This is a genomic window from Pedococcus sp. P2_E2 (genome assembly GCF_056403955.1).
This window is the reverse complement of the sequence record NZ_JBFUEM010000002.1, coordinates 397,832-423,568: the sequence shown is the minus strand read 5'-3', so window position 1 is coordinate 423,568 and position 25,737 is coordinate 397,832. Positions and strand designations below refer to the sequence as shown.

Annotated in this window: 24 protein-coding genes; 8 read left to right on the top strand and 16 right to left on the bottom strand. The window is 69.8% G+C overall.

Features of this window, described 5'->3' with window-relative positions; translation table 11 throughout:
- Positions 1-8: 8 nt before the first annotated feature.
- The 5 genes from AC1DWR_RS07605 to AC1DWR_RS07585 form a co-directional block, all read right to left on the bottom strand.
- Positions 9-545: a flavin reductase family protein gene (locus tag AC1DWR_RS07605; RefSeq protein ID WP_477613448.1), complete on the bottom strand. Its 537-nt coding sequence runs from the start codon at positions 543-545 to the stop codon at positions 9-11.
- Positions 542-1,480: an N-acetyl-1-D-myo-inositol-2-amino-2-deoxy-alpha-D-glucopyranoside deacetylase gene (mshB, locus tag AC1DWR_RS07600; protein ID WP_477624124.1), complete on the bottom strand. Its 939-nt coding sequence runs from the start codon at positions 1,478-1,480 to the stop codon at positions 542-544. Before mshB ends, AC1DWR_RS07605 begins: the two co-directional genes overlap by 4 nt.
- 4 nt (positions 1,481-1,484) lie before the next feature.
- Entirely contained in the window at positions 1,485-3,263 is a 1,779-nt protein-coding gene (locus AC1DWR_RS07595) for an ABC transporter substrate-binding protein (protein ID WP_477624123.1), read from the bottom strand.
- A gap of 16 nt (positions 3,264-3,279) precedes the next feature.
- Entirely contained in the window at positions 3,280-5,163 is a 1,884-nt protein-coding gene (gene typA, locus AC1DWR_RS07590) for a translational GTPase TypA (protein WP_477613451.1), read from the bottom strand.
- Between the two features lie 193 nt (positions 5,164-5,356).
- Positions 5,357-5,800: a (deoxy)nucleoside triphosphate pyrophosphohydrolase gene (locus tag AC1DWR_RS07585; protein WP_477624122.1), complete on the bottom strand. Its 444-nt coding sequence runs from the start codon at positions 5,798-5,800 to the stop codon at positions 5,357-5,359.
- Between the two features lie 251 nt (positions 5,801-6,051).
- Here AC1DWR_RS07585 and AC1DWR_RS07580 point away from each other — a divergent pair, with 251 nt between their 5' ends.
- The 8 genes from AC1DWR_RS07580 (at position 6,052) to AC1DWR_RS07545 (ending at position 14,178) form a co-directional block, all read left to right on the top strand.
- Positions 6,052-7,044, top strand: a complete 993-nt coding sequence (locus AC1DWR_RS07580; protein WP_477613453.1) for an ABC transporter permease — start codon at positions 6,052-6,054, stop codon at positions 7,042-7,044.
- A 55-nt stretch (positions 7,045-7,099) separates the two neighbouring features.
- Positions 7,100-8,797 (top strand): ABC transporter substrate-binding protein, encoded by a 1,698-nt coding sequence (locus tag AC1DWR_RS07575; RefSeq protein ID WP_477624121.1) that lies wholly within the window; start codon positions 7,100-7,102, stop codon positions 8,795-8,797.
- Between the two features lie 9 nt (positions 8,798-8,806).
- Positions 8,807-9,820, top strand: a complete 1,014-nt coding sequence (locus AC1DWR_RS07570; protein ID WP_477624120.1) for an ABC transporter permease — start codon at positions 8,807-8,809, stop codon at positions 9,818-9,820.
- On the top strand, positions 9,817-10,908 hold the full coding sequence (locus AC1DWR_RS07565) for an ABC transporter ATP-binding protein (protein ID WP_477613456.1): 1,092 nt from the start codon (positions 9,817-9,819) through the stop codon (positions 10,906-10,908). Before AC1DWR_RS07570 ends, AC1DWR_RS07565 begins: the two co-directional genes overlap by 4 nt.
- Before the next feature lie 58 nt (positions 10,909-10,966).
- Complete coding sequence (locus AC1DWR_RS07560) at positions 10,967-12,025, top strand: ABC transporter ATP-binding protein (protein WP_477613457.1); 1,059 nt, start codon at positions 10,967-10,969, stop codon at positions 12,023-12,025.
- A gap of 53 nt (positions 12,026-12,078) precedes the next feature.
- Positions 12,079-12,387 (top strand): 4a-hydroxytetrahydrobiopterin dehydratase, encoded by a 309-nt coding sequence (locus AC1DWR_RS07555; RefSeq protein ID WP_477613458.1) that lies wholly within the window; start codon positions 12,079-12,081, stop codon positions 12,385-12,387.
- Positions 12,380-13,108, top strand: coding sequence for a VIT1/CCC1 transporter family protein (locus AC1DWR_RS07550; RefSeq protein WP_477624119.1), 729 nt, complete (start codon positions 12,380-12,382; stop codon positions 13,106-13,108). The genes AC1DWR_RS07555 and AC1DWR_RS07550 overlap by 8 nt, the downstream gene beginning before the upstream one ends.
- A gap of 209 nt (positions 13,109-13,317) precedes the next feature.
- Positions 13,318-14,178 (top strand): trypsin-like serine protease, encoded by an 861-nt coding sequence (locus tag AC1DWR_RS07545; RefSeq protein WP_477624118.1) that lies wholly within the window; start codon positions 13,318-13,320, stop codon positions 14,176-14,178.
- A 58-nt stretch (positions 14,179-14,236) separates the two neighbouring features.
- Here AC1DWR_RS07545 and AC1DWR_RS07540 read toward each other — a convergent pair whose 3' ends face one another.
- The 11 genes from AC1DWR_RS07540 to AC1DWR_RS07490 form a co-directional block, all read right to left on the bottom strand.
- Entirely contained in the window at positions 14,237-14,479 is a 243-nt protein-coding gene (locus AC1DWR_RS07540) for a hypothetical protein (protein ID WP_477613461.1), read from the bottom strand.
- 103 nt (positions 14,480-14,582) lie between these two features.
- Complete coding sequence (locus AC1DWR_RS07535; RefSeq protein WP_477624117.1) at positions 14,583-15,239, bottom strand: TOPRIM nucleotidyl transferase/hydrolase domain-containing protein; 657 nt, start codon at positions 15,237-15,239, stop codon at positions 14,583-14,585.
- A 49-nt stretch (positions 15,240-15,288) separates the two neighbouring features.
- Positions 15,289-16,368 (bottom strand): GmrSD restriction endonuclease domain-containing protein, encoded by a 1,080-nt coding sequence (locus tag AC1DWR_RS07530; RefSeq protein WP_477624116.1) that lies wholly within the window; start codon positions 16,366-16,368, stop codon positions 15,289-15,291.
- Between the two features lie 147 nt (positions 16,369-16,515).
- The gene (locus AC1DWR_RS07525) at positions 16,516-17,211 is read right to left on the bottom strand and encodes a hypothetical protein (protein WP_477613464.1); all 696 of its coding nucleotides are present in this window, start codon (positions 17,209-17,211) and stop codon (positions 16,516-16,518) included.
- Positions 17,212-17,369: 158 nt separating this feature from the next.
- Positions 17,370-18,257 carry a hypothetical protein gene (locus AC1DWR_RS07520; RefSeq protein ID WP_477624115.1) on the bottom strand — a complete coding sequence of 296 codons (888 nt, stop codon included), beginning with the start codon at positions 18,255-18,257 and terminating at the stop codon, positions 17,370-17,372.
- Positions 18,244-19,188 (bottom strand): hypothetical protein, encoded by a 945-nt coding sequence (locus tag AC1DWR_RS07515; protein WP_477624114.1) that lies wholly within the window; start codon positions 19,186-19,188, stop codon positions 18,244-18,246. Before AC1DWR_RS07515 ends, AC1DWR_RS07520 begins: the two co-directional genes overlap by 14 nt.
- A gap of 242 nt (positions 19,189-19,430) precedes the next feature.
- Positions 19,431-20,516, bottom strand: coding sequence for a redox-regulated ATPase YchF (gene ychF / locus AC1DWR_RS07510; RefSeq protein ID WP_477613467.1), 1,086 nt, complete (start codon positions 20,514-20,516; stop codon positions 19,431-19,433).
- Positions 20,517-20,579: 63 nt separating this feature from the next.
- Positions 20,580-21,446 (bottom strand): thioesterase family protein, encoded by an 867-nt coding sequence (locus AC1DWR_RS07505; protein WP_477624113.1) that lies wholly within the window; start codon positions 21,444-21,446, stop codon positions 20,580-20,582.
- 69 nt (positions 21,447-21,515) lie between these two features.
- Complete coding sequence (locus tag AC1DWR_RS07500; RefSeq protein WP_477624112.1) at positions 21,516-23,825, bottom strand: zinc metalloprotease; 2,310 nt, start codon at positions 23,823-23,825, stop codon at positions 21,516-21,518.
- Between the two features lie 120 nt (positions 23,826-23,945).
- Positions 23,946-24,608, bottom strand: a complete 663-nt coding sequence (locus AC1DWR_RS07495) for a peptidoglycan-binding protein (RefSeq protein WP_477624111.1) — start codon at positions 24,606-24,608, stop codon at positions 23,946-23,948.
- A gap of 209 nt (positions 24,609-24,817) precedes the next feature.
- Positions 24,818-25,711, bottom strand: coding sequence for an NUDIX hydrolase (locus tag AC1DWR_RS07490; protein WP_477624110.1), 894 nt, complete (start codon positions 25,709-25,711; stop codon positions 24,818-24,820).
- Positions 25,712-25,737: the final 26 nt, after the last annotated feature.

The following is a 25,737-nucleotide window of genomic DNA, read 5'->3' as shown; positions in this document are numbered from 1 at the left end:
GACTCCCATCACTTCAGCGCCTGGTAGCGGCTGCGGTAGTACACCAGCGCATCTGCGGGGTGCTCGTTGCTCGACAGCGAGACTACTTCGCCCAGGACGACGCTGTGGTCTCCCGCCGGGTGCACGGCCGTGGTGCGCAGCTCGATCGTGGCGAGCGCGTCACTCAGCAGCGCGACGCCGGTGGCCGGACCTCGACCGTGCGCGATCCGGTCGAGCTGGCCGTGCAGCGGTCGCCCCTGCGTGGACAACCAGTCCGCCACGGGCCGCTGCGCCGCCCCCAGCACGCTGACTCCCCAGACCCCCGAGTCGATGATCGCGTCGTGGAACCGCGCATCCACCTCGACGCACACGAGCAGGAGCATCGGGTCCATCGACACCGAGGTGAGGGCGTTGGCGGTCATCGCGTGGTCGTGTCCCCCGCTGAAGGTCGTCAGGACGGCGACCCCCGTGGCGAACCGCCCCATGGCCAGCCGGAACTGGTCGGGGTCGACCGGGCCCACGCCCAGCGGCAGCGCGGAGTCCCCCGCAGCGTCCAGCGGGCTCATCGCGGCCCACCCAGCGGCCCAGCGAGAAGCCCGGTATGCCGCGTGGTCGCCCCCGCGCCGCCTGCCGCCTCGTCGTGCGCCCCGGCTGTCGCCAGCCGCCCGGTGACCGGGTCGAGCAGCGCGAAACCCTCTCGCCCGGGGATCCGGGCGGCGATGTCGTTCGACAGGGCGTACACGTCTCCCGTGTCGGCCACGGTGACCTGCGTGACGTGGTGCCGCAGGGCGTCAGCCTGCACGGGCACCAAGGCGGGGTCGACCACCTCGTGGGTCACCAGGGCGTCGGCCACGACCGACGGCGGGTACTCCCCGTCGGGGTCGGGCAGCGACCAGCCGGTCCCGACGGGCGGGTGCTCGGCCAGCCACTCGCGGTCCTCACGGGCCCACGAGGCCGGTGTCAGCACGGCATACAAGGGCGGTCGTTCGTCCTCGGGCAGGGCGCGGAGGGCCGCGCAGGTGACCCGATGGGTCTGGATGTGGTCGGGGTGGCCGTAGCCGCCCTGCTCGTCGTAGGTGACGACGACGGCCGGCCCGACCCGGCGCACGACGCCGGCGACCAGGTCGGCGGCCTCGCCGAGGTCGGCGTTGACGAACGCGAGGGGGTTGGCGGCGCTGGGCGTGCCGGCCATGCCGGAGTCGCGGTAACGCGACAGTGCGCCCGTCTCGGCGTCCTCCCCCAGCACCTCGTGGGTGACCCCGAGCGTCTCCATGGCGGCCCGCAGCTCGGCGAGGCGATGGGGCCCGAGCGCGTCTTCGTGCGCCGCGTCCAGGTGCAGGAGCCCGGGCGGGATGACCTCACCCTCCTCGCCCAGCGTGCACGTGAGCACGTGCACGGGGTGACCGGCCCGCACGTAGTGGGCCATCGTGAGGCCAGCCGTCAGCGTCTCGTCGTCGGGGTGGGCGTGGACGAAGAGCAGCGGCTGGGCGGGGACGGTCACGGCGCTATTTCACACCCACCGTGGCGAGGTCGACGAACCCGCCCAGCGCCTCGTTGGCGCCCAGGCCGGTCACCGAGCTGCCGGCGACGTAGAGCGCCTTGCGCTGCGCGAGGGCGATGAAGGCGCCGCGCTCGGCCAACGACGCGTCCAGGGCTGCCCACGCCGTCGCCTGGCTGCTGAGGTCGTGCAGGGCCCCGATCCGAGTGATCTCCTGGTTGACCGCCGGGTCGGAGAAGCCGCCGAAGTCGCGGCCGTTGCCGTTCTTGGTCACGTTGATCCGGCTGTCGAACAGGGGCGGGATCACCGTCGAGGCGGAGGGCCAGGCTGGCGCCCAGTTGGCCCAGAACACGTCGGTCTGGTCAGTGCGGCCGGGAGCCGACACCTCGGCGAAGTAGTCCTTGGCGATCGGCTGGAGCTGGATGGCAAAGCCCGCCTCCTCCCACCCGTTCACGAGGGCGGCCAGTGCCTTGTCGGACGTGGGGGTCGACCGGTAGGCGACGCGGACCTTCACCGGCAGGGTGAGTCCCGACTCCTGCAGCGCGGCCCGGGCCCGGGCCGCGTCACCGGACGGACCTGACCCCACCGGGTCGGCGTCGCTGTGTCCGGGCAGGGAGGGACCGATGAGCGTGTGGGCCGCGCTGGCTGCGCTCGCGCCGCCCAGAGCCGTGACGTACCCCTCGCGGTTCGTCGCGAGGGCAAAGGCCTGGCGCACCTTGGCGTTGCGCATCACGCCCTTGACCTGGTTGGGGGCCAGGTAGTCCACGAACTGTGCCGAAGGGTTGACCGACCGGGCCGAGAGGGCTGCGTCGGAGAGGATGTGCTGCTGCATCGCCGGGGGCGCCGAGTCGAGGGTCAGCGACTGTCGGTTTGCCTCGTCGTCGTTGACCACCCGTTGCACCGCGGTCTGCGACTCCGTGCCCTCGACGTAGTCGATGGACGTCGGCCGTCCTTGGCGAATGGGGTCAGATCCCTTGTCCCACTTGGGGTTTCGCACGAAGGTGCCGCCGGAGCTCGGGTCCCAGGGCGTCTTGAGCTGGTAGGGGCCGTTGGAGAACACGGCATACGTGCCGTCCTTGCCCTTGTCCTGCGACTGCTTGAAGGGGGCGAAGACGGGCAGTGCGACGACCTGGTTGAAGTCGGCCATCGGCGTGCTCAACCGGTAGGTGACGGTCGAGCCGTCGCAGGACACCGCCTTGTCGAAGGCCGCCTGGCCCTTGGGGTCCTTGGCATCCGGACCGGAGTAGCTGGAGGACCCGTCCGCCTTGCGGGGGATGTCGAGGTAGGCCAGCGGGTAGTTCAGGCCCTCGGAGGCAAACGGCTCCGCGAAGGACCGGGAGGCGCCATAGCGCAGGTCCTCGCACGTGACCGGCGACCCGTCCTGCCAGGACACACCGCTGCGGAGGGTGAAGGACCAGGTCTTCAGCGTGGGGTCGACCGTGCCCGCCGTGGTGGCGAGGTCACCCTCGACAGTGCGCTGGTGGGCTGCGTCGGCACGCGCCGGGAACGCCGTCAGGGTGCGCACGAAGACCCTGCCCGCGAAGGCGATGTCCTGCGCCGTCGACATGCGCTGCGGGTCCCAGGTCGCGACCGGTCCCAGGCTCAGGACGGACAACCGGCCCGCCTCGGCGGCACCGCCGCCGCCATCGGACCCGACTCCCGTGCAGCCGGACACCCCGAGGGCGGCAACGGCCACCCCCACGGCGAGGGCCTGAACCCTGCGGACGCATTCCCCGAGGATGCCGCCCCGGAGGGCGGCCGTCCTCGGGATCCGCTGTGCCTGCATCGCTCCCAGCACGCGCTCAGGCGTTGCGGGCCCGAGCCGCGCTGCGCGCGCGCACGGTCTGGTCGAGCTCCACCTTGCGGATGCGGACCGCCTCGGGTGTGACCTCGACGCACTCGTCCTCGCGGCAGAACTCGAGCGACTGCTCCAGGCTCAGCTTGCGCGGGGGCACGATCTTCTCGAAGTTGTCCGAGGAGGAGGCGCGCACGTTGGTGAGCTTCTTCTCCTTGGTGATGTTGACGTCCATGTCGTCGGCGCGGGAGTTCTCGCCGATGATCATGCCCTCGTAGACCTCGGTGGTCGGGTCGACGAACAGGGTGCCGCGCTCCTGCAGGTTGACCATGGCGTAGGCCGTCACGACGCCGGTGCGGTCGGAGACGAGCGAGCCGCTGGTGCGGGTCGTGATGGTGCCGAACCACGGCTCGTAGTCCTCGAACACGTGGTGGGCGATGCCCGTTCCGCGGGTCTCGGTGAGGAAGAGCGTGCGGAAGCCGATGAGGCCGCGCGACGGCACCAGGAACTCCATCCGGACCCAGCCGGTGCCGTGGTTGGTCATCTGCTCCATGCGGCCCTTGCGAGTCGCCAGGATCTGGGTGATGGCGCCGAGGAACTCCTCGGGGGTGTCGATGGTGAGGCGCTCGACCGGCTCGTGGGTCTTGCCGTCGACCTCGCGGGTGACCACCTGCGGCTTCCCGACGGTCAGCTCGTAGCCCTCGCGGCGCATCTGCTCGACGAGGATCGCCAGGGCCAGCTCACCACGGCCCTGCACCTCCCAGGCGTCGGGGCGCTCGGTGGGGAGCACGCGCAACGAGACGTTGCCGACGAGCTCCTTGTCGAGGCGGTCCTTGACCATGCGGGCGGTGACCTTGGAGCCACGGACGCGACCGACCATAGGGCTGGTGTTGGTGCCGATGGTCATGGAGATCGCGGGCTCGTCGACGGTGATGACGGGCAGCGGGATGGGGTTCTCGGCATCGGCGAGGGTCTCGCCGATCATGATCTCGGGGATGCCCGCGATGGCGATGATGTCGCCGGGACCGGCCGACTCGGCAGGCTTGCGCTCGAGGGCCTCGGTCATCAGCAGCTCGGTGATCTTGACCCGCTCGACGGTGCCGTCGACCTTGCACCAGGCCACGAACTGACCCTTGCGGATCGTGCCGTTGTGGACGCGCAGGAGAGCCAGGCGGCCCAGGAAGTTGGAGGCGTCGAGGTTGGTGACGTGGGCCTGCAGCGGCGCCTCGTCGTCGTAGACCGGGGCGGGGATCGTCGACAGGATCGTCTCGAACAGCGCCTCGAGGTCCTCGGCGTCCGGCAGGCCGCCGTTCTCGGGGCGGTTCATGGACGCGCGGCCGTTCTTGGCCGAGGCGTAGACGATGGGGAACTCGATCTGGTGCTCGTCGGCGTCGAGGTCCATGAACAGCTCGTAGACCTCGTCCACGACCTCCGCGATGCGGCTGTCGGGACGGTCGACCTTGTTGATGCACAGGACGACGGGCATCTTGGCCGCGAGCGCCTTGCGCAGCACGAACCGGGTCTGCGGGAGCGGCCCCTCGGACGCGTCCACGAGGAGGACGACACCGTCGACCATGCTGAGGCCGCGCTCGACCTCGCCACCGAAGTCGGCGTGACCCGGGGTGTCGATGATGTTGATGGTGGCACCGTCGGGCAGACCGGCCTCTGCGGCCGCCTTGCCGGCGTAGTGGATCGCGGTGTTCTTGGCGAGGATCGTGATGCCCTTCTCGCGCTCCAGGTCACCGGAGTCCATCGCCCGCTCGTCGACGTGCTGGTGCTCGCCGAAAGCGCCGGCCTGCCAGAGCATCTTGTCGACCAGAGTGGTCTTTCCGTGGTCAACGTGGGCAACGATGGCGACATTGCGGATGTCATCGCGGGTCTTCATAGGCATGAGCACCATTGTCTCAGGCTTTTGAGCACGCGCTGACCATGCGCGCCTGCGCGCGTGAGCACGCCCACACCGCCACCACGGGTGGTGAGGTATGCCCCACCGGGCCCACCCGGCATACCTCACCTTTATCGGGTCTAGGGGTTTAGGGGGACTTCACCCCGGAACCGTTTCGGGGTGAAGGCAGCCTTTGTCCCTAGACCCGATAAAGGTGGGGCGCGATCGCGTCGACGATCGGCAGGTCTGCGGGCAGCCACGGGACGTCGTGGAGCTCTTGCCGGCGCAGCCAGCGCAGCTGGTCATGGTCCTCGATCGGAGCCGCGACACCGGCGGTCACACGAGCCAGCCACACCGTCATGGCGAACGCCTCGCCGAGGGGCCAGCGGCCGTCCTGGAGCGGGCCCGGCACCTGCGCCCCGAGCTCCACCTCGACGCCGAGCTCTTCGCGAACCTCGCGATGCAGCGCCTCCTCCTGGGTTTCTCCCGGGTCGACCTTGCCGCCGGGGAACTCCCAGCCGCCGGCGAGCGCCGGTGGCTCCGTCCGTCGGGCAGCCAGCAACACCGTGGGGTGCAGGAGGTCGTCGACGATGGCCGCGCCGACCACTGCCGCCACGCGAGCCCCCTCCGGCCGGGTCGTCATGCGTCCCACTGTGCCAGTTTTGTCCGTGCTCGCCGCGGACTCGGGATTTCGTGGAGCGGCGGTGGCGGTCCGGAGGATCTCCGTCGCCGCGTCACGATTCGGCATCAGGTTGTTGTGAGGGACCCACGCGAGCCGGATGATGGGCGCCGAAGGGCTCAGCGCGTTCCGTCCCACAGTCGGGTTGTCCGACGCTACGCTGCCCGACGAACAGGCAGGGACACGGTCGTCAACAATGGAGGTGTGCGCCACCCATGAGTGCTCCCCTAGAGCTCGAGCCGGGCGCCACGACAGCGACGCCCGAGAGCGTGCTGGAGGGTGCCGGCAAGATCGAGGGGCGCTCGCTGGGCCAGATCGCGTGGGGTCGCCTCAAGCGCGACAAGCTTGCGCTGGCCGGTGGGCTCGTCGTCCTGGCCCTCATCGTGATCGCGGTGTGCGCGCCCCTGATCGTCGGTCTGCTGGGCCACCCCCCGAACGAGTTCCACCAGAAGCTCATCAACCCCGACACGCAGGTGCCGATCGGCAAGTACGGCGGCGCCTCCGCGGACTACCCCTTCGGCCTGGAGCCGGTCAACGGCCGTGACCTGTTCAGCCGCGTCCTCTACGGCTCGCAGATCTCGCTGCTGATCGCCTTCCTGGCGACCCTGGTCTCGGTGGTCATCGGCACCGCGCTCGGTGCCATCGCCGGGTTTGCCGGGGGGATCGTCGACACGATCATCAGCCGCGTCATGGACATCTTCCTCGCGTTCCCCATCCTGTTGTTCGCGCTGGCCCTCGCCGGCGTGATCCCGGACCGCGCGTTCGGCCTCAGGGGCGATGCGCTGCGGATCTCCGTCATCGTCTTCATCATCGGCTTCTTCAACTGGCCCTACGTCGGCCGTATCATCCGCGGACAGACCCTGTCGTTGCGCGAGCGCGAGTTCGTCGATGCGGCACGCAGCCTCGGCGCACGGTCGCCGCGTGTGCTCGTCAAGGAGCTGCTCCCCAACCTCGTCGCGCCGATCCTCGTCTACTCGACGCTGCTCATCCCGACGAACATCCTCTTCGAGGCAGCACTGTCCTACCTGGGGGTCGGCGTCCAGCCGCCGCGCGCCACCTGGGGCGGCATGCTCTCCGACGCCGCCCAGTGGTACCAGGTGGACGCCTGGTTCCTGCTGCCTCCCGGCCTGGCCATCTTCGTGACGGTGCTGGCCTTCAATCTGTTCGGGGACGGCCTTCGTGACGCCCTCGACCCACGGGCGCGGTAGAACCCACCGCACCCACGCAGTTCCCTCCTACACCGAACAAGGAGCGCAACCACACATGAAGAACAAACGCATTCTGGCGATCGCCTCGGCATCTGCCCTTGCCCTGGGGTTGTCCGCGTGTGCCGACAACTCGGGTGGCTCGGGCAGCTCCGGCAGCTCGAGCGGCGGATCGGACGCCAAGCCGGCTGCCAACGCCGCGGTTGGCAAGATCTTCCGGCCCTCCGACACCAAGGGCGGCACGCTCCGTTTCGGTATGGCGGGTGACTGGGACTCGGTCGACCCCGGGGACACGTACTACGGACTCTCCTGGAACTTCCTGCGCAACTACGCACGCACCCTGGTCGTGTTCAAGTCGGCACCCGGTTCGGGTGGCACCGAGCTCGTTCCGGACCTCGCGACGTCCTTGGGCAAGGCGAGCGACGGCAACAAGACCTGGACCTACACCCTGCGTGACGGGCTGAAGTACGAGGACGGGTCCGCGATCACGTCCAAGGACGTCAAGTACGCCGTGGCGCGCCAGCTCGACAAGGACACGTTCCCGAACGGGCCGACCTACTTCAACGACTTCCTCGCGGACGTCCCGGCGGGGTACTCGGTCTACAAGGACAAGAACCTCGACAACCTCAAGGCCATCGACACCCCGGACGACAAGACCATCGTCTTCCACCTGAAGACGGCCTTCTCCGGGTTCGACTACTTCGCCCAGCTCCCGGCCACCTCGCCGGTCCCCGTGGCGAAGGACACCGGTACCAAGTACCGCGAGCACGTCATCTCGACGGGTCCGTACAAGTTCACGACCTACCAGTTCGGCAAGCGGTACGAGCTCGACCGCAACCCGAACTACGACCCCAAGACCGACCCGGAGTCCGGCCGCAAGGCTCTTCCGGACAAGCTCACGGTCGAGCTCGGTCTCAACGCGCCCGACATCGACAACCGCCTCGAGGCGGGTGACCTCGACGTCGACATCGCCGGTACCGGAGTCCAGGCCGCGTCGCAGGGCAAGATCCTCGCGAACGCCGACCTCAAGGCGAAGACCGACAACGCCGCCGCCGCGCGCACCTGGTTCACCGTCATCAACAGTGACGTCGCACCGTTCGACAACGTGGACTGCCGCAAGGCGGTCGAGCTGGCCTACGACAAGACCGGTTACCAGCGCGCCTACGGTGGCGCCACGGGTGGCGACATCGCGACCAGCCTGATGCCGCCAGTCGTCCCGGGTCACGTCGACTTCGACCTCTACAACTTCAAGTCGAAGCCTGAAGGCGATGTCGAAGGCGCCAAGGCCGCGCTCGCCAAGTGCGGTCAGCCGAACGGCTTCGAGACCACCGTCTCGTACCGTGCCGAGCGCCCGAAGGAGAAGGCAACGGCCGAGTCGCTCCAGCAGTCGCTGGCCAAGGTCGGCATCAAGCTGAACATCAAGCCGTTCCCGACCTCGGACTACACCAAGCTCTACGCCGGCAAGCCCGACTACGCCAAGAAGAACAAGCTCGGCCTGATCATCTACGGCTGGGGCGCTGACTGGCCGGACGGCTTCGGCTTCCTGAGCCAGATCATCGACAGCCGGGTCATCCGTCCGTCGGGTAACACCAACCTCGGTATCAAGATCCCCGCCGTCGACGCACTGATCGACAAGGCTCTCGCCGAGAACGACAAGACCGCGCGCGAGAAGATCTGGGGCGACGCCGACAAGCTCGTCATGGACAACGCCGGTGGCGGTCAGCCGGCCAGGCTGGCTGACCGCCACCGCGTCTAGCCACTCACAGTGCTGACCTACATCATCCGGCGAGTCTTCGGCGCGGCGATCCTGCTCTTCATCGTGAGCGCGGTCGTGTTCTGCATCTTCTTCCTCGTCCCCCGTATCGGCGGCGCCACCGCCGATGACCTCGCCTCCCGCTACGTCGGCAAGAGTGCCGGCCAGGAGCAGATCCACGCCGCTGCCCTGCGCCTCGGCTTCACCGACCCCCTCTGGGAGCAGTACGGACGGTTCGCCAAGGGCATCGTCGCCGGGGCCGACTACAGCACGGGCGCGGGTGTGGACCACTGCCCCRCACCCTGTCTCGGGTACTCCTTCGTCAGCCAGAACCCTGTGCTGCCCGATCTGCTCGACCGGCTACCGGTCACCCTCTCCCTCGCGTCCGGCGCGGCCTTCCTGTGGCTCCTCGGCGGGGTGGCGACGGGTGTCGTCTCGGCGCTACGCCGAGGCACCGCCCTTGACCGGTCGATGATGGGCGTCGCCCTCGCCGGCGTCTCCCTCCCCATCTTCTTCACCGGACTGCTCAGCCTGAGCGTCTTCAGCTACGCCCTCGGCATCACTGCGCCCGGCGGCGCGAACCCGATGGACGCGAGCAACCCCCTCGACTGGGCCTACCGCCTGCTCCTCCCGTGGATCACCCTGGCCTTCCTGTATGCCGCCGCCTACGCGCGGCTCACCAGGGCGGGCATGCTCGAGACCATGAGCGAGGACTACATCCGCACCGCCCGGGCCAAGGGGCTCGGCGAGCGCGACGTCGTCATCAAGCACGGCCTCCGGGCGGCCCTCACCCCGATCCTGACCATCTTCGGCCTCGACCTCGGTCTGCTTCTCGGCGGCGCGATCCTCACCGAGACGACCTTCTCCCTGCCGGGCATCGGGCAGTACGCAGTGCAGGCCGTGACCAACAACGACCTGCCCAAGGTGCTCGGTGTGACCCTGATCGGCGCCTTCTTCATCATCCTGGCGAACCTGGTCGTGGACCTCCTGTATGCCGTCATCGACCCGAGAGTGCGAGCCTCATGACCCAGACCACCGACCGCACGGCAAGCCGCCCGGACACGGTGGGCATCGGCGGTATGGGCGCGCCGGCCAAGGATGCGTTCCTGTCCGTGCGCGACCTGCGCGTCCACTTCCCCACCGACGACGGAGTGGTCAAGTCCGTCGACGGGCTGTCCTTCGACCTTGCCCGCGGGAAGACGCTCGGCATCGTGGGCGAGTCAGGCTCCGGCAAGAGCGTGACGAGCATGTCCATCATGGGCCTGCACAAGCCGGGAACCGTCAACATGTCCGGGTCCATCCTGCTCGACGGCGAGGAGCTCGTCGGCGCCACGCCCAACCAGATCCGGGCCCTGCGGGGCAAGAAGATGGCGATGATCTTCCAGGACCCGCTGTCGGCGATGCACCCGTTCTACACGGTGGGCCACCAGATCATCGAGGCCTACCGGGTCCACAACGACGTCCCGAAGGCGACCGCCCGCAAGCACGCGATCGACCTGCTCAAGCGCGTCGGTATCCCCCAGCCCAGCTCGCGGGTGGACGACTACCCCCACCAGTTCTCCGGTGGGATGCGGCAGCGCGCCATGATCGCGATGGCCCTGTCGTGCGACCCAGACCTGCTCATCGCCGACGAGCCGACGACCGCACTCGACGTCACGGTCCAGGCCCAGATCCTCGACCTCGTCCGCGACCTCCAGAGTGAGTTCAACTCGGCGGTCATCATCATCACCCACGACCTGGGGGTCGTGGCCGAGCTGGCCGACGACATCATGGTGATGTACGCCGGCCGGTCCGTGGAGTACTCCTCCTCCGAGGAGATCTTCGAGCGACCGCAGCACCCCTACACCTGGGGCCTCCTCGGGTCGATGCCACGGCTGGACCGCGAACGCACCGAGCGCCTGCTCCCGATCAAGGGCACTCCGCCCAGCCTGATCAACGTTCCCTCGGGCTGCCCCTTCCACCCACGGTGTGCCTTCGGGGACCGCACCAACGGCCTGGCCACGAGTGAGCGCCCGGCGTTCCGCGAAACCCTTCCTGGCCACTACGTTGCGTGCCACCTCGACGACGGGGAGCGTGGCCGGATCTGGGAGACGGAGATCCTCCCGAAGCTGTGATCCCGTCACCGCCGCCCGACGAACCCATCGCTGACCCCACCCACCTGGGAGCCACATCGTGAACACAACGTCCGACACCACCGAGGCCACGCCGTCGCGGCCCGCGACGAGCGGTGATGCGCTGCTGTCGGTCACCAACCTGACCAAGCACTTCCCCATCAGGCGCGGGCTCCTGCAGCGTCAGGTGGGGGCCGTGCAGGCAGTCGACGGTCTCACCTTCGACGTCGCCAGGGGCGAGACCCTCTCGCTGGTCGGCGAGTCCGGCTGCGGCAAGACCACGACGGGTCGGATGCTCACCCGGCTGATCGAGCCCACGGATGGCAAGATCGTGTTCGACGGCCGGGACATCACGCACCTGTCGACAGGGAAGATGCGGCCGCTGCGACGTGACGTCCAGATCATCTTCCAGGACCCCTACGGCTCGCTGAACCCACGGCACACGGTCGGCACCATCGTGGGCGCCCCCTTCCAGCTCCAGAGGGTCAAGCCCAAGCAGGGCACCAAGAAGGCGGTGCAGGAGCTGCTGGAGCTGGTGGGGCTCAACCCCGAGCACTACAACCGCTATCCGCACGAGTTCTCGGGCGGCCAGCGGCAGCGCATCGGCATCGCCCGCTCGCTCGCCCTGCGGCCCAAGCTGATCGTGGCCGACGAGCCGGTGTCGGCCCTCGACGTCTCGATCCAGGCCCAGGTCATCAACCTCCTGGAGGACCTCCAGAACGAGCTCGGCCTGACCTACGTGGTTATCGCCCACGACCTGTCGGTCGTGCGGCACATGTCCGACCGCGTCGCCGTCATGTACCTCGGCAAGATCGTCGAGCTGGCCGACCGTGACGACCTCTACACGCGCCCCATGCACCCCTACACGACCGCACTGCTGTCGGCCGTGCCGATCCCGGACACCAGCCGCCGGACCAAGCGCGAGAGGATCCGCCTCCAGGGCGACGTCCCGAGCCCGATCAACCCGCCGCCGGCCTGCCGCTTCCACACACGCTGCTGGAAGGCCCAGGAGATCTGCAGCACGCAGGAACCACCCCTGGTCGACCTCGCCCCGCGGCACCAGGTCGCCTGCCACTTCCCCGAGAACGTCTCACCGGCAGCCCCCGCAGCCGGCGGGTGAGGTGAGGCTCGGCTTCGGTGACAGGTGCGGACTTCCTTGCCAGAGTGGGAGGCATGAGCCGACTGCTGACTGACGAGGAGATCGGGCGCCAGCTGGGCGACCTGCCAGGGTGGACCCGCGACGGTGACGAGATCTCGGCGAGCTACGAGGCGCCGGACTTCCCCACGGCGATCCGACTGGTTGACGAGGTCGCGATCGAAGCCGAGGGCATGGACCACCACCCAGACATCGACATCCGTTGGCGCACAGTCAAGTTCGTGCTGTCGACCCACTCCGAGGGCGGACTCACCCAGCTGGACGTCGAGCTCGCCCACCGCGTGGCCCAGGCATCGGCACGGCTGGGGGCGACCAGCGGTGGCTGAGGCCGTGGCCGCCGAGCTCGAGCCGCACGAGGGTGAGGAGCACAGCCATGGCATCGGGGCCCGCCTGAACTGGCTGCGCGCCGGCGTGCTCGGAGCCAACGACGGCATCGTCTCCACGGCAGGCATCGTGATCGGTGTCGCTGCCGCCACTGTCGAGCGCTCGACCATCGCGACGGCCGGGATCGCAGGGCTGGCCGCTGGCGCGATGAGCATGGCCGCGGGCGAGTACGTCTCGGTCAGCACCCAACGTGACACGGAGCAGGCCTTGCTGGACAAGGAGCGCGGCGAGCTGCGGGACATGCCCGAGGAGGAGCTCGAGGAGCTCACCCAGATCTACCAGGACAAGGGGCTCACGCCCGGCCTCGCCGCCGAGGTGGCGCGCCAGCTCACCGCCCACGACGCGCTGGGCGCTCACGCCGAGGCCGAGCTGGGCATCGACCCGGAGGAGCTGACCAACCCCTGGCACGCCGCCTTCGCGTCGATGGTGTCGTTCACCCTCGGCGCCCTGCTGCCCCTCGTAGCGATCCTGCTGCCACCGGTCGGCGCCCGCGTCTGGGTGACCGCGGTGGCCGTCGTGACCGCCCTGGCCCTCACCGGGTGGGGAAGCGCCAGGCTCGGCGAGGCGCCGCCGCGACCCGCGGTGCTGCGCAACGTTGCCGGTGGCGTCCTGGCGATGCTGGTCACCTACGGCATCGGCGCCCTCGTCGGCACCCAGGTCTGAGTCGCCCACACTGGCGCGACACCCGGCCTTCGAGCTGCGGCGGAGGCCGAACACCCGGCGGCGAGCAGCTCGCACGGGTGAGCACGCGGCACACGTGAGCACACGGCATACCTGCGGGGAATCCCCTCGATGAGTCTGGACAGGTGGCGACGCTCGCTGTTGAATGCGGGTCGTCGCCCACCGGGGCGACACGACCGCAGGGAGTCCGCATGAAGCTTCGCCGCGCACTGGCCGTCTTCGGCATCACCACCGCCATGGTCGGGGGCACGACCCTCGCCGCATCAGCCATCACCGGGGGCGACCTCGACGGCAACGCCCACCCGAACGTGGGCATGATCGCGTTCTACGACGGGACCGGACGGTTCCGCTGCAGCGCCACCCTCGTCTCACCGACGGTGCTGGTCACCGCCGCGCACTGCACCGACGGGACGGTCGGCAAGACCCTCGTCACGTTCAAGTCCGTCGTGGCAGAGGCGCCGCCGTCGCCGCTTCCCATCGCAGCCGACACTGCCGCGGGCTACACCTCCGCGGAGCTCGCGGCCGCGGGCTACCTCAGCGGCACCGCGCACACCCACCCGGGCTACTCGAACTTCACCGACCTCAGGAACTGGAACGATGTCGGGGTCATCGTGCTCGACGCCCCAGTGACCGGAATCGTGCCAGCCACCATCGCCCCGACGAACTACCTCGACAAGTACACGCCCAACGTGCTGAACAAGACGCTGTTCACGGCGGTCGGCTACGGCACCGAGGTCCGTCAGGCCGCCAGCGGTCCGCAGAAGCCGACGCCGATGTCCTACCCGATCGTGCGTCGGGTCACCGACGAGGTGGGCCAGAAGCTCACGCCGCAGGTCCTGCAGGTCAACGGCAACGAGAACGACCCGCGTGGTGGCGGTGGCACCTGCTTCGGTGACTCCGGAGGCCCGTCGTTCAACGGTGGCTACCAGGTGACGGTGACGAGCTACGGCTACACGAACAACTGCCGCTACCTCGGTGGCCTCCAGCGGATTGACATCCCCGTCGTCCAGACCTGGCTGCTCACCGAGTTCGGAGTGAGCCACGCCGGCTGATCCCGCACCTTTTTCGCCGAAGCGGCGGCGCCCCACGAGGGCGTCGTCGCTTCGGCGTCTACACATCGTGCTTGCCGGTGGCGACGGCTCCGACGACGGCATCGGCGACGGCGGCGACCTTGACCTGGGCGGGGGCGTGGGTGGCGCCGACTGCCCTGCCCGTCCCCGTGAGGGGGATGGACAGCCCGGCCAGGACGAGGGCGGTGGCTGCGAGGCGATGGCTGCGCTGACGGAAGGACACCGGACGCACGGCGGCTGACGTGAGGGGCACGGGACGGAGGGTGGCGGCTGCGGTGGTCATGGCTCCACCCTCGGTGGTCGGGCTCCGGCCCCGGTATGCCGCCGCTGTGGGGTTGCTGTGGACGTCACCCGGGCCCGCGTGGCGGGCAGACCGGACTCCGGCGTCAGTCGCCGAGCCGGTCGGCAAGCCGGTCGCCGAACTGGTCCGGGGGCGCACCGCGGAGCTGCTCGAATGTCGGCCCGGCGCCGGTCAGTGCCTCGATCAGGCCGGCGAGGGGGGTGGGCAGCGCAGCCATGTCCAGCGTCGCCGCCATCGCGGCCGCCATGAGCTCCTTGCGTCCGGATGCCGCACCGGCGAACCGGTGCACCTGTTCGTGGAAGCTCCCGGACACCCAGGCGGGCTGCTGGGTGAGCATGGCGAACCGCTGCGTGAGGCCGAGGTGGTCCAGCAGGGTCCGGAGACCGTGCTCGCCCAGGTCTCTCATCAGCTCGTCCTCGAGATCGCGGTCGCAGACCTGGAAGCCCCACCAGCGGAGCTCGTCCACGGTCGCGACGGCACACCCGACTCGTCGAAGGGCGCGGACGAAGAAGCGCGCCTCGGGGGCGTCGCACATTCCCAGCACGCGCGGGCTGTCGGTGGCCTCTACCGCGGCCAGCAGGTGCCGCCGGATGTTGGTGGCCCCGTGCATGTCGACCAGCTGGATGCCCTCGTCCGCGAGGCTGACCCCCGAGCGCTCGGCCACCACCCGCACGGCCGCCACGTCGCTGGCGCCCTCGAGCAGGACCCACACGCGACACCCCACGGGCACCGAGACGGTCATGGACCCAATCTGCCAGAGTCCCCACGCCGGGTGGCGTCCGGTGGTGACGTCAACGTTCGCAGACGATCCCGTCGTGGTCGCGGTCCTGGTACCAGGCGTACTCGGGGTCGATGCCGCTCCGGTAGGGGCCGTATCCTGCCGCGTTGGCCTCGCGGCAGGTGCCGAACCTGGGGTCGGTGCCGCCGGAGGTGGAGGGCTCGGGGGTGGTGGTCCGGCTGGGTGTCGAGGCAGCCTGCTCGCGGCCACCGCCGAGCGGAATGGCCCCAGCCTTGGGCAGTGGCTGCCCGGGACAGGCCGTGAGCACCCGCACCATGGCGTCCCGCTCCGCGGTGGTCACCGTCAGTCCGTAGCGGAGCTTCACCGCGATCTGGCGGGCCACGTAGGCGCAGCGGGTGGCCTTGCGCGGCGGCAGCCAGGTGGCGGCGTCTCCGTCACCCTTGCGCAGGTTCGTGGGCCCGTCGACGGCGAGCAGGTTGAGCGGGTCGTTGGCGAAGGCTGTCCGCCGGGTCAGTGACCACTGCTGGGCGCCCTTCTGCCAGGCGTCCGACAGGGCGACGACGTGGTCGATCTGGACGGCGTTCGACGTGCCCTGCCCGCGGACGAAACTGATCGTGGAGCCGGTGTAGGGGTCGTTCAGCGTGCCCTTGAGGACGAGACAGCCGTGGGTGCCGGCCTTGAGGGTGAAGCGCTCGAGGTCGCGGCGAAGGATGTCGTTGCGGGTGTCGCAGCCGTTGCGGTCGACATCGGCCCAGGCCTGGCCGAAGCGGGCACGGTCGTAGCCGGTCCTGGGCGCTCGTCCCTTGATGACCAGCGTGGCCAGCGTGGTGACCGCGGTGCCGGGTCGGACGGTCCTGCTCGGCGTGGGCGTGGCCTGCGGGGTGGCCCTCGGGGTCGGGTCCGTCGGGAGGAGGCCTGCGGCCGGCGTCTGCGCCGTTGGCTCGGCGCTCGAGGTCGCTGACGACGAGGAGGCGGCGACGGCGACGGTCGGCGTTGCGGACGCAGACGCCGGCCCCGCTGAGGTGTCGGGGCTCAGCGAGTCGGCAACCGCAGGGCCGCAGGCCGACACGACAAGCGCCGTCAAGAGTGCACCGGCAGCGGTGGGCCAGTGGAGGTCAGGACGGCGGATCATGAGGCGGGACAGGCACTTTCGCTCGGCAAGGTCGCAATGTCGCAACGCTAGGCGCGGCCGACATCCTTGTGGACCGAACGGGACAATCCTGCCCAAACAGACGATCCAAACCTGGCCGGACTCGCGACGGCGACGCCCGCGCAGCCCCTACTTCAGCAGGCTGACCCCGCGCGCGATGACGAGGACCGACAGCATGAGGGCGGAGACCGACTCGAGTGCCATCAACATCTTGGCGCGCGGCGACAGCGGCATGGTGTCCGTCGGGCTGAACGCCGAGGAGTTCGTCACCGAGACGTACAGGTAGTCGACGAACCCCGGCACCCACCCCGACTTGGCCGCCGAGCGGGCGGCCACCTCGTAGATCGCGTCGTGGTCCTCGTCCTGCGGGAAGCGGAAGTCCGCCACCGGAAGGCCCGGCCGTGCGGTCTGCGTGCGCTTGACGGGACCGCCGCGGTCCAGCTCCCAGTAGGCGAGCGCGAAGACCAGGACGTTGGTCAGCCACACCTGACCAGCGGCGAGCAGTAGTCCGGGTCCATCCTCGGCGGTTCCGCCCACCAGGGCTCGCACGAGCAGGACCAGGGAACCGGCGTTCGTCGCGGCGATGAGCAGCACCAACGCGATCGAGACCCTGCGCAGCCAGCGGTTGTCACGGGTCATCCGGCGCGGGTTGGCGGCCACGAGCGGGATGAACAGGACCGCCTCGAGCACGGGCACGGCAAGGCGCGGGCCGAGCACCAGTCCCGCAGGCAAGGCTGCGTAGAGGCTGATGGCCACGAGGACCGCCAGGGCTGCGGGAAGGCGGACCTCGCCCGGGTGCTGCTTGCGGTGGATCTGGGTGCTCACACGTTTGGTCTAGTGCCCCAAGTGACGAGGATCCGGCTGCCACACCGGAGACGACCGACGATTTACGCGGGCCTGACCTGCAGGTTTGCTGTTCACCCTGCTGCTCTTCGCCTTCGGCTGGCTCTGGACCAACCCGCGCAAGGTCCTCGAGGTGTGAGTCAGGCGGGTGGGTCCTCGGCATCCAGCGCCTTGCGGGCACCGCGTTCTGCCGCGGCCTCGATCTCGGCGTCGGTGAGCTGGTTGCTCTGTGCCGCAGCAAGGGCCTTGATGATCTCTAGTCCCGACGCCGCATCGCGGGCAGCGGCCTGCGCCGCGTTGCGGCCCGCGAGGGACCACTGCATGGCGAACTTGAGTGCGGAGCGCACGCTGACGGTCGGGTTGTCCGGGAACATCGGCGACGGGACGGTGTCGAAGTCCATCAGCTCCTCTGGGGTCGTGTCGACCTCGACTGCCAAGATGCCAGCCGCGTCCGCAGCCGGGATCAGCTGTCGGTCGAGCATCCGCTTGAGCAGCGCCAAGCCACCACACTGCTCGGAGACCGCCGTGGCACTGAAGTTGCCGTCCGACACGAACTTGCCGCGGGTGTAGTGGTTGGTGAAGCTCCAGAGGTACGGCGAGAGGACCTCGGGATGAAAGTCGCGATAGCCGAAGCCGTTGTACTCCTCGAGCTTGAAGAGCAACACGGGGACCGTCCAGGTACCGACCTCATGGAAACCGTGGCCCCTCAGGGCATCCTCGGCGCTCTCCTCCCAGGTGAAGGGAGGGTTGCCATGACTCGGTCGGCCCGGTGGAAACTGGACCGTCCGGGCGGTCAGCGGATCTCCGTTGTGCAGGTGGCCGTTGAAGCTCTGGCCCGACTCGAGGCTGTGGATGGCCGCCACGACGTACCAAGGGGTTCCGACCTTGTTGGCGACAGCTTCATAGCGGCTCTGGTTCGCGACCGCCCGGTCGGCGACCGCGTCGATCGTGGCCACCCGTGCAGCGCGGACGGTGCAGGACGCGAAGAGCTCGTTGTACTCCTCACGGAGGGCATCAGACAGGGCCATTGCCCTCCTCCACCGCCTTGCGGGCACCGCGTTCGGCCGCGGCCTCGATCTCGGCCTCGGTGAGCTGGTTGCTCTGTGCCGCAGCAAGGGCCTTGATGATCTCGAGCCCCGACGCCGCATCGCGGGCAGCGGCCTGCGCCGCGTTGCGGCCCGCGAGGGACCACTGCATGGCGAACTTGAGTGCGGAGCGCACGCTGACGGTCGGGTTGTCCGGGAACATCGGCGACGGGACCGTGTCGAAGTCCATCAGCTCTTCGGGTTTCATGTCATCCTCCTGTGCTGCGATAAACATGGCGTCTGCTGCCGCGAAAATGGCGGCTTGGTCGATGTCGCCGGGGTCCCAGTGGTCGTTGCCGGGCACCTGGCAGTGGCCGAACCACCCGGCCCTGCTGTAGTTGGCCCACGTCCGCGGCACTGGGTCGAACTGCGTCTTCGAGAGTCGGCCATTCCACTGGTCCGGAACTCCCCAGGAGTGGATCGCGCGCATCATGGCCCGGTAGCCGGGTCCTGGCTTCCACTCGTCCGTGAAGACCGCGTGTTGCGTCGTGACGCCGTGGGCGTCGGTGATCGGGCCCGGCCAGGCGATGAACTCGATCTGGATGTTGACGAGCCCGGACCCGTTGGTGCGACGCTTCACAGTCAAGTCAGGGTTGAGCTCGTTCGACAGAGCCCGCGCAGACCGGTCGAGCGGGAAGTACTGACCCAGCCGGTCCGTGACGGGGTCGTAGAGGAAGTGCGGCTCGGCTCTCTTCTCGGTGAGCACGTCATGCATGTCGTCGAAGAGCGCGGTTCCGTCAGGGTTCAACCCCGAGGGGCAGACGGTGACATGGGCAGTGACCTTGGGGTTGCCGCCTTCCATGACGCCGGAAGATCCCGAAGGTGTGAGATCTTCGGCCTCCGGCACCCGCCGCTCACCGTTCACGGTGGACACCAGCCGGTGGGCAGCCGAGCATGCACTCGCGCGCGCCCACGTGGGCGTTCCCGCCACCTGAGCCCGGTGCGGTGCGGTTGCACGGGCGTGAACTGCGTTTGCCCACGCTTCGACTCTCCACGCCCGGGTGAGCCCTGTCATCGCGCGTTTGGCGTATTTTGCGTGAGGGGCGTCGCCACCACACTGACTGTGCTCGCGACCGATCGACGGGGTCCGCTCAGCGACGGACCTGCACAGATGCGCTACACGTTGAAGCGGAACTCGACTACGTCGCCGTCGGACATGACGTAGTCCTTGCCCTCGATGCGCACCTTGCCGGCAGCCTTGGCCGCGGCCATGGAGCCGGTGGCGTCCAGGTCCTCGAACGAGACGATCTCGGCCTTGATGAAGCCGCGCTGGAAGTCCGTGTGGATGACCCCTGCGGCCTGAGGCGCCGTCCAGCCCTGCCCGATCGTCCAGGCGCGGGACTCCTTCGGACCGGCCGTCAGGTAGGTCTGCAGGCCGAGGGTGTGGAACCCGGTCCGCGCCAGCTGGGTGAGCCCGGACTCCTCCGCGCCGAAGGACTCCAGCATCTCCATGGCCTCGTCGGGCTCCATCTCCATGAGGTCGACCTCGAGCTTGGCGTTGAGGAACACCGAGTCCGCCGGTCCCACGAGCTCACGCAGCGAGGCGTGCAGCTCGGCATCGGCCAGCTGGTCCTCGTCGAGGTTGAAGACGTAGATGAACGGCTTGGTCGTGAGCAGGCCCAGGCTCCGCGCCTCGGCGAGGTCGACCCCGGCAGCCGCGCCCGCGGCATACAGGGTGTTCCCCTCCTCGAGCACCTTCTGGGCGAGCACGGCGTTGTCGAACGACGCCTTCTTCTCCTTCTGGATCCGCGACTCCTTCTCGAGGCGCGGCACGGCCTTCTCGAGGGTCTGCAGGTCGGCGAGGATCAGCTCGGTGTGGATGGTCTCGATGTCGGACGCGGGCGAGACCTTGCCGTCGACGTGGACGACGTCGCCGTCCTCGAACGCGCGGACCACCTGGCAGATGGCGTCGGCCTCGCGGATGTTGGCGAGGAACTTGTTGCCCAGCCCCTCACCCTCCGAGGCGCCGCGCACGATCCCCGCGATGTCGACGAACGACACCGTCGCAGGCAGGATCCGCTCGGAGCTGAAGATCTCGGCCAGCCGTTGCAGTCGTGCGTCGGGCAGGGGGACGACCCCGACGTTCGGCTCGATGGTCGCGAACGGGTAGTTCGCGGCGAGCACGTTGTTCTTGGTCAGGGCGTTGAACATCGTGGACTTGCCGACGTTGGGCAGTCCGACGATTCCGATAGTGAGGGCCACGAGGCCGAGAGTCTACCGGCGCCCCGCACGCCGACCGACCACGCAAGGGCAGGGGTATGCCGGTCAGCCGGCCTTCGGGGGCGTCGCCCGGGCGAGCTGGCGCGAGAGCGCCACCAGCCGACCCTCGCTGTCCCAGACCTCCGCGTCCTCCTCGAGGAAGCCTCCAGCCAGCGTCCGGTTCGTCAGGCTGACCCTGAGCCACCCCGGAGCGGGCCGCGCGCGCACGTGGGCGGTCAGCTCGAGCGTCGGGGTCCAGCCCGGCAGCCCGAGCTCGAACGCCACCGGAGGGAGCGCATCGACGGCCAGGAGCAGCAGGAGCGGGTCCGGCTCGCGGCCGTCGGCCATGCGCAGCCAGCCCCGGATCACGCCGTTGCCCGACGGCTTGCCGACCGCCCACCCGGTCGTCGCCGGGTCGAGCCGCATGTCGAGGCGCTCGAGCAGCGACGCGTGCTTGAGGAAGTCGGGCGGCGCCTGGGCGGCGGAGACACACTGGTCCGGTGGAGGCAGCTCCGGTGGCTGGGCTGACGTCGTGAGGTCGCCGTCGACGGACTCCAGGTCGCCATAGGTCGCGAGGAACCGGACCCGCTCGACCTCGCCCCCCGAGCCGTCTTCCTGGAGCAGGGACGCCTGGCCGGTCGACACCGCACGTCCGCGGCGCACGATCGAGGTGCGCACCGTCGCCGGGCCCGGGGCACCCGGCGTCAGGTAGTAGGCACTGATCGCCAGGGGGTCCGGATGGGCGGGACGGCCCGCATCCGCCGTGCCGAGCTCAGCGGCCAGGGCGCGGCCTGCGATGGCGAGCAGCACCCCGCCGTTGACTCCCCCACCGATCCGCCAGCCCTCGCCGAGGACGGCGTCGTAGGCCCCAGCCTCCCCCACCCGTGCCGAAACCGCTGTCCCCGTGTCGAACTCGCTGGCCCCGTTGACCATTCGCTGCTCCCATCCGTGCGCCGCGCGGCATACCTGACGTCACTGGAGGGTATGCCGCGCAGCCGCCCGTCAGGGCGTGGCCGTGGCCTCCGCCACGTCCGCAGGGGCCACCGACGCAGTCGGCGAGGGTTCGGACGAGGGGGCCGTCGGGTTCGTGCTGTCCGTCGGGCTGGTCGAGCCCTCCGGGCCGGTGGACGTGCTCGACGACGACGGGCTGCCGGTCGACCCCGTGGGTCCGGCGGTCGGGGACACCGTGCCGGCCTGGCCTCCTGACTGCGAGGTTGCGGACGAGGTGCCCGTCGAGGGCGCGGTCGGACTCGGCGGGTTGCCCCCGGCCGGGGCAACCCAGGCCGGGTCCTGCTGCACGATCGCCAGGATCTGTCGCTCGTACTCAGTGAGCCGATCCTGAAGCTCGCTGAGCGGGACGCCCCTGATGGACTCTCCGAAGGCCGCGATCTCCTTCCACAGCGCGCCGAGGTCGGCGGTGCTCTGCTCGGTGAGCGGACCGGAGAGGGTCACCACGAGCTGCGTCGCGAGCGCCGCGGTGACGCACTGGACACAGCTGTAGTTGACGGCTGCCGCGACGTTCTCCGGCACCACGACGTGGGCATTCCCGAGGACGAGGACGACCTGGAAGGCCACGGCCACCGTCTGGCACCCCGCGCAGGATGCCAGGGCATAGGCCTCATTGGTGTTGGCCACCGTGTCGCGATCCGCCCAGACGAGGGCGAAGGCCACGTCGTAGAGCGTGGACCCGTCCGTGGTGTTCACGGCCATGGCCTGGTTGCCGCCCTCACCGGGCGGCAACGGTCGGTTGAACGGGAAGACCCAGGTCGGCGGCTCCTGGCCGCCCCGGGGCTGACCGCTCCGCGGCACCATGACCACGGCCAGCTCGGGTTCCTCGGCCGTCGGCAGGGCGTCTCCCTGCGGCCAGACCGCTTGCCCGGCGCCCTCTCGACCTTCCTGCAGCGTGGCGGGCACTCCTGAGCGCAGCGTGCTCGAGACCGCGTCGGCCAACGTTCCCCGCTCGTAGGCCTGGACGGGCCGGTAGGTGCCCGGCTGCGGCCACCAGGACCAGGCGAGCCCGGCCACCACTGCCAGCGCGACCACGCCGGCGAGGGCACGCCGCACCGGACGGTCCTCCGTGGCCCGCCACGTGCCCGCGACGACCTGCCGCACGACCCGGGTGACGATGAAGACGACGCCGAGGACGGGCAGGGCGATGGCGACGATGGACAGCGCCCGCACCAGCACGGCGAGCAGGTCGCCGTCTCCGAGCTGGGTCTCCAGCCGCGCCCACTGCCGACCGACGGACGCCCACGCGGTCCCCGCCACCCGAGGGAAGCTCAGGACCATCATCACGAGGGAGAACAGCAGCAGCGGCACGACGACGACCACCCACAGGGTGACGACCGCCCGGGCCCACGGCTTGAGCACCGTGGCCTCCGGGTCGTTCCAGTGCCGGGGAAGCAGGCCCACGAGGGTCGGCTTGATCCGGTGGTAGAGGTCGGGCACCCCTGTGAGGTCGGCCAGGACGTGGTAGCCGTCGAAGCGCACGAGCGGCGCCAGCTGGCGCACCATCTGGAGCACCTGCGTCGCGATGATCAGGAGGATGGCATCCCATCCGGTGGCCCACCACACACCGAACATCGCGACCGCGACGATCGCGTTGAAGTAGAGGCCGCCGAGGTCGGTGCGGACCCGCCCAGCGCGACCCAGGCGATAGCTGTCGGTCACGTCGGTGTAGAACGCCGGCCAGACGAGGTACAGGCCAGTCCCCATCGCCCCTGGTGTGGCCCCGCCGTAGCGGGCTGCTGCGGCATGCCCGAACTCGTGGAAGCCAGCGGAGACGACGGTCAGGGCGAAGACCGCCAGCAGCAGGGCCGGCTGGTCGAAGGCCTGATGGGTGGCCGACGCGAGTCCCTTGTGGAGCAGCACCCAGCCGCACACCGCGAAGAAGGCGACCACGAGGACCACCACGACGACGGGGGCGAAGAGCAGGGCGAACGGGGCGGTGACTCGCCTGGTCGCCTCCGGGTCCGAGACGACGTACTTGAACCGCAGCGCGAGCAACGGGTTCGAGCGGCGCACCTCCGGGTCCGAGCCATCGACCTTCGTGAGGAGCCCGAGGGTGCGCAGCTTGCTGTCACACAGCGTCTCGACGTCCGCGGCGGAGACCTGACGACCGACGGCCTCTCCCACTGCCTCGGCCACCTCTGCCAGCGACCGGCGGCCGTCCACCTGCTCCAGCACGGCGTAGAGCAGCGGAGTGAGCTGGATCGTCTGGCCGTCGCCGCGGCGCACGAGAGCGGGCGCCACGCGGTAGCCAGACCCGGGCACCGCGCCGAGGAGCTGCACTCCGTCCGCACGCACCGGCACCGCACCCCCATCGGAGAGTGGGGGTGCGGTACCTGCGGGGGTCTGGTCTGGGGCAGGTGCCGGTGCAGCGGGGGCCCCTCGGCCCTCGAAAGGTGTCACGTCAGGAAGACTCCGCGCCGACTACTGGGAGATGTCCGACGACTGGTCGGTCGTCGCGTTCGCGTCGGCGTCGATGTGCTGCACGATGATCGCGTCCTGCTGGGCGAGCGCCGCGGCGTCGGAGTCGATCGACCCGATGTTGGCGGCGACCGCGGCGTCGATGGGCGCAGCCACGTTGGCGTTGGCGGCCACGGCCCCGGCGATCGGGGCAGCGAGGTCGAGGTCGGCGGCGAGGTCGACGTCGACGTTGAGCAGGTCGCCGTCGAGCGCACCGTCGCTGGTGACAGGAGCCGCCGCGTCCGTGGCTCCGCTCGCCGGCGTGGTCGCGTCGACGGGCGCGTCAGCCGCTGCGGCGTCCGGTGCCGCCTGGTCGATGGTCGAGTCCTGACCAGCGTCGGCCACGGCCTCGCCGGTGATGCCCTGGTCGATGACGACACCCTGGTCGGCGAGCGCCTGGGCCTCGGAGCCCACGGAGAGGACGTTCGCGCCCACCGCGGCGTCGATCGGCGCCGCCACGTTGGCGTTGGCGGCGACCGCCAGGTCGATGGGGGCCGCGGCGTCGAGGCCGATGTCGAGGTCGGCGTTCAGGTCCAGGAGGCTGATGACCTCCTTGTCGGGCAGGGCGGTGGCGCCCTCTGCGGCCAGGTCGTCCGCGGTCAGCGGCGGCATGCTCGAGTCAGTCATGGTGCACTCCGTGTTCGACGGTTTCCCCGGCCCGATGACCTTGTGAGGCTATCGGGCACAGTCCCTCAATGCACATCGAAGAGCCCTCTGACCTGCGGCGATGCCCACGGAGACGGCCCTCCCAAGACTCCCCCGGGCCGCCGCAGCGGCGGCTGCCGCGCGGCATACGCAGCGGCGGCTGCCGCGCGGCATACGTGGTCGACCTCACCTCACAGGGCCGGGAGTCCGTCCTCGAGGTATGCCGTGGGGCCCGCATGGACGGCGAGGAAGGCGAGCAGGCGCTGGTTGTAGGGCGCGACACGTTCCTCCCACTCCTCTTCGCCCGCGAAGTGCAGCGAACGAATCTCCCGGCGTTCCAACGTGGTGCGGGCGATGAGGTCGTCAGGTGCGACCCCGAGGTCGAAGACGAAGACCGTCGCGTCGGTCCAGCCGCGCCACGGCGGCAGCCAGTTGACCGCGAGCAGTCCCTTGACCTCCACGTCGATGGCGAGCTCCTCCTTGACCTCGCGCACCACGCAGTGGGCGGGCGACTCGGACGGGTCGACCACACCGCCCGGCAGGTCCCACTCGGCCTTGTAGGTCAGCTCGCACAGCAGGACCCGGCCCTCGGAGTCCCGGAGCACCCCCTGGGCGATGGCGCGCTTGGTCGGGAGTGAGGAGTTGAGCAGCGCGATGAAGCCGTCGCGACTGTCGGGTGCGGCGTCCGTGCGCAGCCGGGCCAGGACCATGGTGTCGCGGCGGTCGCCCGGGCCGGAGAGTGCACCGCGCGCGACCCCCTCCTTGCGCAGACCGGCCCGAAGCGCAGCGCGCACGCCTGCTCGGTCGGCATCGTCGACCCGCGCCTCGATGCGCTGCACATCGAGGGCTTCGAAGGTCCAAGCGACGGTGAGGCGCAGGGCGCGTTCGATGATGCCCACCTCGCGGTACTCCGCGACGACCGCCCAGATCAGGTCGGCGTCACCGGACCCGTCCTCGATCACCTCGATGCGCCCCACCTGCTCGCCCTCCCACACGACCGCGAAGGCGTGGTCACCAAGGCCACCGTCGTCCTCGATGACACGCAGGCTGAGGTCGTCTCCGTCCGTCAGGTGTGGGGTGGGCACCCGGCCAGCCTAGACACGGCTGTCGG